Source organism: Gemmatimonadota bacterium (assembly GCA_016714015.1).
Taxonomy (GTDB): Bacteria; Gemmatimonadota; Gemmatimonadetes; order Gemmatimonadales; family Gemmatimonadaceae; genus Pseudogemmatithrix.
Genome location: JADJNZ010000001.1, coordinates 289,542 through 301,695 on the forward strand (window position 1 = coordinate 289,542; position 12,154 = coordinate 301,695).

At 70.3% G+C, this 12,154-nt stretch carries 14 protein-coding genes; 3 read left to right on the forward strand and 11 right to left on the reverse strand.

What is annotated here, in order from left to right:
- Positions 1-148 precede the first annotated feature (148 nt).
- A complete protein-coding gene (locus IPJ78_01170) occupies positions 149-328 on the forward strand; it encodes a hypothetical protein (protein MBK7905154.1) in 180 nt (59 codons plus the stop codon).
- A 388-nt stretch (positions 329-716) separates the two neighbouring features.
- Here IPJ78_01170 and IPJ78_01175 read toward each other — a convergent pair whose 3' ends face one another.
- The 6 genes from IPJ78_01175 to IPJ78_01200 form a co-directional block, all read right to left on the reverse strand.
- Positions 717-1,316 carry a hypothetical protein gene (locus tag IPJ78_01175; protein ID MBK7905155.1) on the reverse strand — a complete coding sequence of 200 codons (600 nt, stop codon included), beginning with the start codon at positions 1,314-1,316 and terminating at the stop codon, positions 717-719.
- Positions 1,317-1,390: 74 nt separating this feature from the next.
- The gene (locus tag IPJ78_01180; protein ID MBK7905156.1) at positions 1,391-3,235 is read right to left on the reverse strand and encodes a hypothetical protein; all 1,845 of its coding nucleotides are present in this window, start codon (positions 3,233-3,235) and stop codon (positions 1,391-1,393) included.
- Between the two features lie 24 nt (positions 3,236-3,259).
- On the reverse strand, positions 3,260-3,964 hold the full coding sequence (locus IPJ78_01185; protein MBK7905157.1) for a DUF305 domain-containing protein: 705 nt from the start codon (positions 3,962-3,964) through the stop codon (positions 3,260-3,262).
- 68 nt (positions 3,965-4,032) lie between these two features.
- Positions 4,033-5,232 (reverse strand): beta-lactamase family protein, encoded by a 1,200-nt coding sequence (locus tag IPJ78_01190; GenBank protein ID MBK7905158.1) that lies wholly within the window; start codon positions 5,230-5,232, stop codon positions 4,033-4,035.
- Positions 5,233-5,459: 227 nt separating this feature from the next.
- The gene (locus IPJ78_01195; GenBank protein MBK7905159.1) at positions 5,460-5,825 is read right to left on the reverse strand and encodes a DoxX family protein; all 366 of its coding nucleotides are present in this window, start codon (positions 5,823-5,825) and stop codon (positions 5,460-5,462) included.
- 272 nt (positions 5,826-6,097) lie between these two features.
- The gene (locus IPJ78_01200) at positions 6,098-6,319 is read right to left on the reverse strand and encodes a (4Fe-4S)-binding protein (GenBank protein MBK7905160.1); all 222 of its coding nucleotides are present in this window, start codon (positions 6,317-6,319) and stop codon (positions 6,098-6,100) included.
- 110 nt (positions 6,320-6,429) lie between these two features.
- On the opposite strand from IPJ78_01200, the gene IPJ78_01205 reads away from it, so the two are divergent.
- On the forward strand, positions 6,430-7,032 hold the full coding sequence (locus tag IPJ78_01205; protein MBK7905161.1) for a hypothetical protein: 603 nt from the start codon (positions 6,430-6,432) through the stop codon (positions 7,030-7,032).
- Positions 7,033-7,045: 13 nt separating this feature from the next.
- Here the strand turns inward: IPJ78_01205 and IPJ78_01210 are convergent, their stop codons facing one another.
- From IPJ78_01210 to IPJ78_01220, 3 genes are all read right to left on the reverse strand, one after another.
- Positions 7,046-8,806, reverse strand: coding sequence for an amidohydrolase (locus tag IPJ78_01210; protein ID MBK7905162.1), 1,761 nt, complete (start codon positions 8,804-8,806; stop codon positions 7,046-7,048).
- 32 nt (positions 8,807-8,838) lie between these two features.
- Entirely contained in the window at positions 8,839-9,258 is a 420-nt protein-coding gene (locus IPJ78_01215; GenBank protein ID MBK7905163.1) for a hypothetical protein, read from the reverse strand.
- A 159-nt stretch (positions 9,259-9,417) separates the two neighbouring features.
- Positions 9,418-9,984 (reverse strand): ABATE domain-containing protein, encoded by a 567-nt coding sequence (locus tag IPJ78_01220; GenBank protein MBK7905164.1) that lies wholly within the window; start codon positions 9,982-9,984, stop codon positions 9,418-9,420.
- 111 nt (positions 9,985-10,095) lie between these two features.
- Here IPJ78_01220 and IPJ78_01225 point away from each other — a divergent pair, with 111 nt between their 5' ends.
- Entirely contained in the window at positions 10,096-10,647 is a 552-nt protein-coding gene (locus IPJ78_01225; GenBank protein MBK7905165.1) for a lipocalin-like domain-containing protein, read from the forward strand.
- Here the strand turns inward: IPJ78_01225 and IPJ78_01230 are convergent.
- Positions 10,635-11,396 (reverse strand): hypothetical protein, encoded by a 762-nt coding sequence (locus IPJ78_01230; protein ID MBK7905166.1) that lies wholly within the window; start codon positions 11,394-11,396, stop codon positions 10,635-10,637. The two genes, IPJ78_01225 and IPJ78_01230, sit on opposite strands and share 13 nt — an antisense overlap.
- Positions 11,397-11,409: 13 nt before the next feature.
- Complete coding sequence (locus IPJ78_01235; GenBank protein MBK7905167.1) at positions 11,410-12,153, reverse strand: hypothetical protein; 744 nt, start codon at positions 12,151-12,153, stop codon at positions 11,410-11,412.
- Between the last annotated feature and the right edge of the window lies 1 nt (position 12,154).

Consider the following 12,154-nt stretch of genomic DNA (forward strand, 5'->3'; position numbering starts at 1 on the left):
GGCAGGAGAAGGAGTTACGCGGTCGTGCGAGCGGCCAGGCGGTTCGGCGAGTGCAGATTTGTGATCTGGCAGCGTCAACAAATGTCTGACGGGGCTCAACGAGTGCGCTGCGGGGCTCAACGAGTGCGTGGCGGGGCTCAATGAGCGCGTGGCGGGGCTCGACGAGCGAGATGCGGGACGCTTCGAGTGCGTGGCGAGGCTCGACGAGCGAGATGCGAGGCGATTCGAGTGCGTGGCGAGGCTCGACGAGCGCGTGGCGAGGCTCAACGAGCGCGTGGCGAGGCTCAACGAGCGCGTGGCGAGGCTCAACGAGCGCGTGGCGAGGTGACTCGAGTGCGTGGCGAGCGAGAATTCTCCTCTGGCGAGCTCGAACGCGCGGTCAGCGAGTCTCCTTTCGCTCCTGACCGGTCTCGTTTCGCGGTCTGCGAGCTAGAACGAGCGGACAGCGAGACACATTACGGGAGTGGCGAGGCTCAACGAGGGAGCGACCGGACGAATCGAGCGCGTGGCAAGGGAGAACTCGGATCTGGCAAGGTCGATCGAGGGTGCTCCGGGGGAGTTCGAGGACGCTGCGAGCGATCTCGAGGGTGCTGCGAGCGATATCGAGGGTGCTTCGCGGTCGAAACGGCGTGCATCGCGCGCGGTCGAGCGTGCGACGAGGGGCATCCCGTGATCGACCAACGCCGATGCAGGTCGCGTCAGGCCCGTGCGGTGCGCTATCGGGGCGGCTGATCGGCGCTTCGCGCGCACACGACGAGCAACAAGGCGCCCGCGACGATCGTCACCGCCTTCTGCGCGAGCACCATCGTCCGCAGTCCGTCCGTCGTGCCCGTCGAGGGCCCGAACGTGATCAGCCGGGCATACGCGATCATCACGACCGCGAGCAGCAGCCACGCGGCGACGAGCCTTCGTGCGCCCGAGTCCGCTCGCGCCGCTGCGACCGTCATGAACAGCGGGACGAGCGGCGCGAGCTGGAACGCGAGGCGCGTGAAGCGCACATGCCACTCCATCACGCGATCCTCCGGCGTGAGGGCGACGCCCGCGAACGCGGCGCAGACGACGAACGCGGCCACGAACGCCGCTTGCGCGGCGCGGCGACTCTCGGCGCGCGCCGCGTACGAACGGATGACCGGCCAGAGTCCGCTGCCGAAGCCGATCACCATCGCGCCCATGCTCAGCACGAAGAGCGCGCTGCCCAGCGCGTTGCGGCGACCGTCGTAGGCGACGGTCATGCCGAGGTCGCTCAGGAAGTTCTGGTCGAACGTGTAGCCGACGGTGTGCGCGTCGAGCTGCGTGCCCCCGGGGTAGCGGAGCATCGCGAGCAGCGCGCACACCGCCGCGGCGACGACGAACGTCGTCGCCCGCGACGGTTGCCTACCGCGCGTAATGCCTACCGCGACGCCGCCGCCAGCCGGCGGATCTCCGCCGCCATCGTGCGCACGCGCGCCGCGTCCTTCGCACCCGCCACGTCCTTGTCCACCTCGGCGGCCAGCGCCGTGAGGGCACGACGACGGTCGCGACCGCTCATCGCCTCGGCTGCCGTGAGCGCCTGGTCGATCGCCGTGGTGCGCGCCGCGGCGAGGCCCTGGTTGCGCACGAGCTGGTCGAGGTACGACCGCACCACCGGGAAGGCGGCGGGCCAGACGAGGCGGGGCTGGCTCTGCGGATTGTAGTTCTCGAATCGCACGAGGCGCGCCGCGGCGATCTCGTTGGCCGAGAGCTGGTCGGTGGGCTTGAGCTCGAGCACGTCGAAGCCGCGGTCGATCTCCGACGAGTAGATGTACCCGTTGAAGTAGTAGGCGCCCCACGAGCCGCCGATGGTGCCGCGCGCGCGGCCGCCGGCCGGCGGCGTAGCGGGAGCGGGCGTGACCGGGACGTCGGCGCCGAGCGGCGACGGATCGATCGAGCCGCGATCGAAGTAGCCGACCTCGAACGGATGATCGGCGTCGGTGAAGTCGATGACGTTCACGCCGCCCTGGTACCAGCCCTGCGCCATCAGGTCGCGCCCGGGGACGGGGATGAGGCCGCCGTTGTGCGAGACGCAGTTCTCCTGCGCCGTCTGCGCCGAGGGGATCTTGAAGTACGCGTGCTGCGTGAACTTGCGGTCGTCACTGATGGTGACGGTGGTGTTGCCGCCCATCTCCATCATGCTCGACTTCTGGCACATCGGCGAGGTGCCGCCGCCCCACTCGTCGGTGAAGACGACCTTCCGGCCGTCATTGCTGAAGACGGCGGTGTGCCAGAGCGAGAAGTTGGTGTCGGCGACCGCCGAGAGGCGGACGGGCTTCTCGGGATTGCGGATGTCCACGAGCAGGCCGTAGCTGCCGCAGGCGCCGGCGAGCAGGTGGCGCTCGGGATAGACGGTGACGTCATGGCAATTGCGCGGGCCGGTCGGGGCCGGCGGCGGCGCAGGCGCAGCACCCGGGGCGGTCGGAGCGGGCCGACCACGCGCCGGACGACCCGCGGCGCGCGGCGCCGCATCGAGGCCGGTGAAGATGCGCGCGCCGGTCACCACGGTGGAACGCTCGGGATGATCGAGCGGCACGCGGATCACGTCGAGACGGAAGAGCGAGTTGGACTCGTCGGCCGGGTCATCGCCGTTCACGCAGCCCGCGAGCTCGGTGTTGGGGCGCGCCGCCTGGCTGCCGGAGACGTAGAGATAGATGACGTCCTTCTTCTTCGGATGCGGCACGATGGTGTGCGTGTGCGAGCCCTTGCAGGTCTCGACGTTCATCACGAAGCGCGGGTTCGCCGGATCCGACACGTCGAAGATGCGCACGCCCGCCATGTGGTCCTCGGGCTTCTGCACGCCGCCGCTGCCGCAGTCCTTGCGGTTGCCGTTGCCTTCGGCCGAGATGAAGAGGAGCGTGCCGTAGATCGAGGGATCACCCTGCGACGTGGTGCACTTGATCACCGAGACGATCTTCGGATGGGCGGCATCGCGCACGTCCCAGATGGTGAAGCCGGCGAAGTTGCCCTGATAGACGTAGTCGCCGCCGAACGCGAGGTCCGAGTTGGCGAAGGTCAGGCCGCGCGCGGTGTCGAACTGCGCCGGCTTGGTGGTGAAGGAGACGAGCGACATGCCCTTCGCGGCGACGCCGGCGTCGAGCCGCCCCGAGGCGAGCGCGTCGCGCGGGTCGGTGCCGGTGGGATAGGTCTGCGCGCCGGCGGTCGCCGCTGCGGCGAAGACTCCGGCCGCGGCAGTGATGGTGAGGAAGCTGCGGATCTGACGCATGTGAGGCGGGACTCCGGTCGCGGGTTACGGACGGCCTTGCGGAATGCTGCTGATCATCTGGCGCATCAGACCGATCTCCGCGGTCTGCACTGCAACGACATCGTTGGCGAAGACCGAGACGTCCACGTCCTGGCCGGCGCGCGGCGTCGCGAAGAGGTCCTTCACCATCATCAGGGCGCCCTCGTGGTGCTGGATCATGAGGACGAGGAAGGCGCGATCGAAGTCCGGTCCGTTCGCGCCGTCGAGCTGGGCGATCTGCTCGGGGGTGAGCATCCCCGGCATCATGACCGTGTGATACGAGGAGGTGTCCGGCACGAACTGCCCGTTGGCGCGGAGCCAGCCCTGCATCTGGTGGATCTCGGTGGTCTGCGACTGGTCGATCTTGATGGCGAAGCGCTGGAGGCGCGGATTGGCGCGGTGCGCCTCGGCCAGCCGCGACATGTAGATCGCCTGCGCGTGGTGCGCGATCATGCCCTGCATGAAGCGGACGTCGGCTTCGACGAACAGCGCGCCCGGGGGGATGGTGACCGGGGCGTCGAGGCCGGTCATCGTGTGCCCCGCGTGGCCGCCGGCCATGCTGGACATGTCGTGCGCGGCAGGGGCCGCGTCCGCGACGGGGGATGCCGCGGACTGCACGGTGGCGCGCGGGGCGCAGGCGAGGGCGAGCGCGGCGAAGAGGACTGCGGCCGTGGTGCGCGGCGCGGTGGGGCGGGAGATTCGCTGCAGCATGAGAGGTCCGTAGGGCCGAGTGGCAACGGCCCGTCGAGGTGGGTCTCGAGAAGCTACAGCGTATCGCCCTACGGCGCCCGCCCGCGCAGGGCGCTCTCGGTGAACCCCTCCCACTCCCACGGCGTGACCGTGTTCGCGAACACGGCCTCCATGAGCGGACGGAACGCCCACGCCCCGTTGTCGCTGTTGGTGAGGATCACGATGCAGTCCTTCCGCCGCGGGAAGCAGATCATGTAGGTCCGCGCCCCGTCGCCGTTGCCTTCCTTGAAGAAGGCAGGCCCGAACGGCGTCCGCGTGAGCAGGCCCCACCCGAGTCCATACGCGAGCCCCACGCGCTCGGTCTCGGCGCTGAACGGCGGATCATCCGGCAGCGGGAACTGGTGCGCGCCACGCAACTGGATCTGCGGCTGCAGCATCTCCTCCATCGCGGCCTTGCCGAGCACGCGTCCGTCCATGAGCGCGATGCCGAAGCGCGCGAGGTCCTCGGCGCTCGAGGTCATCGAACCGGCGGCGCGCGCGTTGCGGCGCGTCTTGGCGAGGAACTGCCCTTCGGTGCCGAAGCGATCGGCCATGTCGGGCTCGAACTCGCTGCGGAACGCGACGGCGGTGCGCGTGAGACCGAGGGGGCGGAAGAGGTCCGCGTCCATGAGCTCCGGCAGCGACTTGCCGAAGCGCTCCTCGAGGGCGAGCTGCAGGACGTTGAGTCCCTCGCCGGAGTAGCGGAAGGCGGTGCCGGGGTCGTGATGGAGATGCATCTGCGTGTCGGGCTCGAACATGGCGAAGTTGCCGAGCCCGGAGGTGAGCGAGAGGAGCATGCGCGGCGTGACTCGCGCCCAGCGCGGATCGGCGACGAGCGCGCGCGAGCGGTCGGCCCACTCCTCGTACGAGACGAGCGGCTGGCGCAGCATCGACGCGACGGGCTGGTCGAGATCGACGAGGCCCTTCTCAGAGAGCTGCACGACCCAGGTGCCGAAAGCGGCCTTGGTGATGGAGGCGGCCCAGGTGATGGACGTGCGTTCCATGGCGCGATCGGGGGCCTTGGTGCGCAGGCCGTAGGCGGCGCTCCAGGTGATGCGGCCGTCGTTGACGACGGCGACCTGCATGCCGGTGATATCGTGCTCGGCGACCAACGCGCGCGCGATGGAGTCGGCGGTGGCGTGCGAGATGGTGGTGCCGTCGAGGCGGCGCAGCGAGGTGGCGGTTTGCGCGGTCAGCGGTGGTGCAACGACGGCGAGGGCCGAGAGGAGGAGCAGACCGGACCGCGACATGGAAGCCTCGATGAGGGTATGGCTCCTCTACGCGGCTGGCGGGGGACGGTTTCGTTCGGTTGCCCTGAACCGCTCACCACAGAGAGCACAGAGGGCACAGAGAACGGCGGAGAACTGCCTTTGGGGGGGCTTAGCGGAGAGATCCGTCCTCCGAGTGCGTTCCCCTTGAGTCGTTGTCGTTCTCCGCCGTTCTCTGTGTGCTCTGTGTCCTCTGTGGTGAACGCGGTTCAGTCGCGGGCGGACACGTCGCGCCGGGCCGTCGACGCGGTGAGGAGGAAGCACAGGAGGAGCAACACGCTGTACTCGGCGCCGCCGCTCTGATGTCCGACGGTGAACCATCCGTTCGGCGCGTGCACGAGGATGATCCCCATGCAGTGCTCGAACGCGAAGGCGGCGGCGAGGGGGCGCACGAAGCGTCCGCTCGCCAGTGTCAGGCCGCCGACGATCTCGTTGATGGTGATGCCCCAGGCGACGAGGACCCCCATGGGCAGACCCTGCGCCGCGAGGAAGCCACCGAAGTCGTCGACCGTGCCGACCGCCGCGCGCGTGGCGCCGTGCGCGGTCATGTAGAGGCCGAGCACCACGCGCAGCACGACGAGCCACTGCGCGGTCGAGAGGAAGGGGAAGTTGGTCATCGTCGGGCTACTCCTCATTCATGGTGGAACGATCTCTCACCGGCTGCCGTGTAGCGGAGGAGGAACCGCTCACCACAGAGAGCACAGAGGGCACAGAGAACGGCGGAGAACTGCCTTTCTTGGGGGGGCTTGGCGGAGAGATCGGTCCTCCAAGCGCCTTCCCCACAAGTCGTTGTAGTTCTCCGCTCTTCTCTGTGTACTCTGTGCCCTCTGTGGTGAACGCCGTTCCCTCACCGGTCCGTGCGGCTCACCTGCAGCGCGCCCGACGGACAGCGCGCGACCTGCGCCGCGACCTCGTCCGGCGATGCCGCCTCGGCGTGGATCCATCGCTTGCGTCGCACGTCGAACACCGCAGGCAGGCCGCGCACGCAGGCGCCGGCGTGGATGCAGATGCCCGGATCGAACGTCACGGTGATGCCCGGCGCTTCGTACGTCTGCAGACGCGAACTCATGTGCTCCTCCGGCCGACACGGCCTGCGAATCGTCCCGGTAATGATGTCGGCCGTTCCGCGCGACGGCCACTGGCGCGCGTGATGCGCACGCGTCTCGCCGGGTAGAATTGATGCGAGACCACCACGAGGATGTCATGGGGACGAACCGTTCGTCACACGCGATCGCCTGCATCATCGCCGCGCTGCTGCCGCTCGCCGGCGCCCGCGCGCAGGCCTTCGAGATCGCCATCGGCCCGGCACTGCGTCAGCTCGACGTGCCGTCGTTCTACGGCACGTCCACGGCGTGGGATGCGAAGGCCGTGCGCGCGACATGGACGGGTCGTATCAGCCCGCGCACGCGGCTGGTGCTCGGCGCCGGCGCGCTCGGTGGTCCGTCGATCGTCGAGGAGATCGCCATCCCCAGCTTCGCGCCGTGCCTGCCGACCTCGAATTGCCCGCCCCCGATCCGCCACACCGTGCTCAGCGGCTCGCTCGTGCACGCGCAACTCGGGCTCGGCTTCGAGGAGGGATGGTTCGCCGTCAGCGGCGGCGCGTTGGTCGCCCGTTCGTCCGACGGGGACGAGCGCAGCGGCGTGGGCTCCTACGCGGACCTGCGGCTGCGGCCGTTCGCGCGCGCGCGGGCGATCAGCATCGGCGCGTTCGCGATGCGCGTCTCACCGTCGCCGGGCGGACAGCGCGGCGTGGTGATGCCGAGCCTCGGCATCCGCTTCTAGGCACGCGCGCCGCTCAGCGCTGGAACGTCACGCGCCCGCGGGAGAGCGTGAGCAGCACCGCCCCGCGCCGCAGCGCCGGCCCGTCCGCGCGGAACGGATCGACATCCATCACCGTCAGGTCGGCGCGCTTCCCCACCCTGATGGTGCCGGCGTCGTCCTCGTCGAATCCCGCCTCGGCGCTCCAGACGGTGTAGCCGCGCACCGCCTCCTCCGGCGTGAGGCGCTGCGCCGGATACCAGCCGCCCGCGGGCGCGCCGGTCGTGTCCTGTCGCGTGATCGCCGAGTGCAGTCCATAGAACGGGCTCCAATCGGAGCCGGGCAGGTCCGACGAGAGGACGAGCGCGGCGCCCGCCACGCGCAGCGTGCGCCAGGCATACGCGCCGGTGATGCGCGCCGAGCCCACGCGCGTCTCCGCCCATCCCTTGTCCTCCACCGCGTGCGGCGGCTGCATGGAGGCGACGACGCCGAGCGCCGCGAAGCGCGCGATGTCCGGCGGCGACACCACCTGCGCGTGCTCCACGCGATGGCGCAGGCCGCGCGCCTTGGGGGCGGCGGTCATCACCGAGTCGATGAAGTCGAGCGTGGCGCGATTGCCCGCATCGCCGATCGCGTGGATGCCCACCTGGAAGCCGGCGCTCATCGCGTCGGCGACGAGCGCGCGGTCGAAGCCATAGGCGCCGCCGCTCACGCCGCGATGTCCGGGACGGTCCGAGTAGTCGGCGAGCAACTGCGCGCCGCGGGAGCCGAGCGCGCCGTCGTAGTACGCCTTGACCGACCGCACGCTGAGCATGCCGTTGGCGGAGGTGAACGGTCCGCGCGCGATCCAACTACGGATGAGCGCCGAGTCACGCGCGCTGAGCATCGCGTACACGCGCAGTGGCAGCGAGTCGCGCTCGGCGAGCCGCTCGAAGCTCTCCATCACGTCCGGTGCGACGCCCGCCTCGTGCACGCCGGTGTAGCCGGCGGCGGCCATCACGCGGAGGGCGCGCAGCACCTGCGCATCGCGCTGCGCGGGCGCGGGGATCGGGATGGCCGCGTCGAGCAGCTCGACCCCGCGATTGAGCACGAGTCCCGTGGGTTCGCCATTCGCATCCTTGCGGATCTCGCCGCCCGTCGGCGGGACGGTCTCGCGCGTGATGCCCGCCGCGGTGAGCGCGCGCTCGTTCGCCCATGAGGCGAAGCCGTGCAGGCTGCGAAGGATCACGGGGTGGTCGGGGACACGCGCGCTCAGGAGACGCTTGTCGGGATAGCGGTTGGCCCAGGCGCCCTCGTCCCAGCCGTAGCCGAGGATCCACTCGCCCTTGGGCGTCTCGGCGGCGCGCGCGACGATGCGTTCGACCGCCTCGGCCTCGGTCTCGATGCCGGTGAGGTTCACGCGATCGAGCGACTGCCCGAGCTCGGCGACATGCGTGTGCGCATCGACGAGACCCGGGAGGAGGACGCCGCCCTCGAGGTCGATGACCCGGGTCTCGGGTCCCTTGCGGGCGAGCGCGGCGGAGTCGGAGCCGACGAAGACGATGCGTCCCTCGCGCACGGCGACGGCGGAGGCGTCGTGATGCCAGCCGTTGATGGAGTCGTACGGCGCCTGGGCGGAGGGGCGGCCGTCGGTCGCGGGCTCGCTCCAGGCGAGGGTGTAGACCCGCGCGTTGTGCAGGATCAGATCGGGGGCGGGGGCGCTGCCGGTGCCGACACCGGTGGTGCAGGCGGCGAGCGAGAGGAGGAGCGCGGGAAGGATTCGCGCGCGGAGGTGGCGCAGCGGCGTGGTGGCGATCATGCGGAGAAGGTACGGATTCCGCGGGCGACTCGTCACCAGCCGCCGTGGCAGATCGCGCAGTCGTTGTAGGCGTCGATGCCGAAGACGAGACCGACGAGCAACAGGACCGTCCACATCGTCTCCTGCTCCTTCAGGTCCCGGACGCTCCGCACCTCGAGCGACTGCACCTCGTCGAGCGGGATCGCGACACGCACGGGCGGCACCTTCGGCCAGTGCGCGGGCCGGTTCTCCGGCACACCGGGCGTGACGTACACCAGGGTGTCGGACTCGATTCGCGCCTCGCGGGCGACGAAGGTCTCGCCGTCGGTGCGCACCACGCGCACCTCGGCGCCGACCAGTACCGATGGTTCAGGTCGCGGTTCGAGCCGAACGGCGTTCCACGGGACACTGCACGCCATCGCGTGCGACGCGACCAGGAGGAGCAGCGGGATCCGCAGGAGACCACGGCGCACTGGATCAGCCTCCGCAGAGGGATGCCCCATGATGGTGTCGGCGGCGCGCGGTCGCAGTAGGTGAACCGCTGTGCGGGTGTGGTGGCAGTCCGCCGCGGGAATCGCCTTCGTCCGTCGAGCGAGAGCGACGGCACCTGTGCGCCTCGCCGGCGAGGCGACTCATCGCGCGGCCCGCCGGCGGAAATCCGCCGCCTTCGCCTTGTTCCCGCAGGCAGACATCGAACACCATCGACGGTCCCCCTTCCTCGACGCGTCGATGAAGAGGATCGCGCAGTGCTCGCCGTCGCACTGCCGGATACGCGGCGCGGACTGGCCGCCAAGGAGTTCCACACCGAGGCGCGCGAGCGTGGCGACCATCGCGTCGGCGGTCCCGTCGAGTCGAACCGTCCCGTCCGGCGTGAGCACCGGCGCGGCTGGCTCGCGTCGCGCGATCCGGTTGAGCTCCTGCCGCTCGGTGGCGGGGAGCGCGCGCCGTTCGCGCCTCGCGATCGCGAGCCGGTAGAGCACCTCCCGCAGTGTGCGCGCCCGCTCGAGCGCGGCGACTGTGACGTCGGGAGTTCGCGCCGCGAAGCCGGCGGCGACGAGCCAGCGGGCGAGATCGGCCGGCGTGGCCAGCAGCTCCTGCTGGCGGTCGCGCAGCCGGCCGGTGAGTGTCGCGGTGAGGTCGAGCGCCGGGTGTCCGCCGCGGAAGCGGAAGCCGTCGCGGAGCTCGGCGTCCATGGCCATGGAGAGTGATCCTCGGATGGTGCGTAACCTGCTTGACAGGTTGCGCGCGTCGGGTATGTTCAAAGTTAACCTGCTGGACCGGTTATCACCATCTTCGCGGCGGCGCGCATCATGTCCTCCCTTCTCTCCCTTGCTGCCGGCGCCGTGTTCCTCCTCGCGGCGAGTGCGTTCCCCTTCGCGGCCGTCGTCCCTGGCCTCCCACCCGCGGACACGCCCGCGGGCGGGCATCCGCTCGCCGGCACGTGGGAACTCGTCGCGGCCGACGATGTCCTGCCCGACGGGACTCGAGTGCCGGCCTATGGTGCCGCGCCGAAGGGGCTCCTGATCGTCGATGCGCAGGGGCGCTATTCGCTGCAGCTCTTCCGGACCGACCGGGCACGTTTCGCAGCCGGCGATAAGCGAAAGGGCACGCCCGCCGAGTTCGAGGCGGCGGTGCTCGGGATGAGTTCGCACGTGGGGTGGATCACGGTCGACGCCGCCGCTGAGGTGCTCACCTTCCACATCTCGCTCGCCGCCTTCCCCAACTGGGAGGGGACCGAACAGCGGCGTCGCTACGAGCTCGTGAACGGCGTGCTCACGTATCGTCTGCCAGCACAGGCGGGGAGCAGCAGCAACATCCCGCTCACATCGTGGCGACGGGTGGAGGACGGCTATCGGCCGTGAGCGGCAGGAACGGGGCCCGTCCGCGAGGATGGCGAATCGCTACGTGAGCGCCGGCCTGCCGGGAACGTGTACGTCATCCCGACCCCGCCGTACACGGCCCATTCCGGACCGAAGCGTCGCGCGTTCTGCCCCACGCGATGGTCCCCATGGCCGCGCCCGACGACGAGCGAGAGCGACGGCACGAGTGCACTGCGCCGGCGCGGCGTGAGCAGGCCGATGGAGTTGGAGAGGCCGACGAAGGTGCCGGCGGTGAATTCATCCTTCCGTCCGGTCATCGCGACGATCGCGGGATTCCAGGTGATGATCTGGCCCGAGGCGAGCCAGTGATCGACGCGCGCGTACGCCTGGACCTCGGTCCATCCCCCGATGCTCGTGGCGACGCGGGCGCCGAGTCCGCGGGGGGACTCGCCGGATCGCTGCTGCTGGTAGTAGTCGAGGTACGGGAGGATGCGTCCGTCGGCGGCGCTGAGTCCGGCGCCGAGTGCGCGGCCGGCGGGGCGGCCGTCGGAGATCCAGCCGTAGGTCATGCCGACGCTGCCGCCGACGAGGAGTTCGCTGCACTCGAAGAGCGGCTTGGAGAGGACGCAGCGCGAGGTGCCGCCGGGGGCGAAGGCGACGGAGTTGGAGAGTTCGACGGTGGGGCCGGGGCGCGTCTCGGCTGAACGTGCGGCGGGCAGGGAGATGCAGGCGGTGCAGGCGAGGGCGACGATGAGACTCGGCATTGAAGCGGCAACGCGAGCGCGTCGCATGGGGCCCCTCACCTCAGTACCACCCGGCGAAGGAATTCCCCACCCATGCAAGGCTGCGGCCGAGCGACTGGCCGACGCCCGTCGAGACGCCCAGCCATGCGCCGATCTCGACGACGAGGCAGATCGCCAATCCATACCAGTAGGCCGGGTGAACGCGCCGGTCGCGCCACGCATCGTACGCGATGCCGCCGACGATGAAGAGGTTGGTGGCGAGGATCCCGACGGGCGTCGCCCAATCGACGGGACCGAAGATCGTCATCACGATGCGGAACCCCGCCGCCCCCAGCCCTGCCGCGCCGGCCACCAGCATGAGGCGCTTGTGGCTCGCCCGGTCGCGGTGGAGGACGATCGCGGCGATGTAGAACCCGAGAAAGAGCACGAGCGTGGCGAAGATCATCAGTCCCCACGCCGACCAGAAGCCCGGCTCAGGCGAGGCGAGCGCGGTGGCCATCTGCACGCCGAGCACGAGCGTGCCGGTGGCCGTCATGACGGCCGCGAGCGCGAGGCTGCTCCAACCGAGCGTGCGATGCAGGCGGACGCGCCGCGCGTGGATCAGTCCCGCCTGGAGCGGCAGGAGGAGATAGAACGCGAAGAAGCTCCAGCCGTGGAGATGCACCGCGGGTGCGGCCGTCGGATAGGTGCCGCGGAGGTTCGGGCCGAAGTAGGTGAACCAGAAGCCGAGGTACGCCGTGGCGCTCAGGGCCACGGCGGTCCGCAGGTAGTGCGGCTCGCGTGCACGGACGCTCTTCGTATCCACG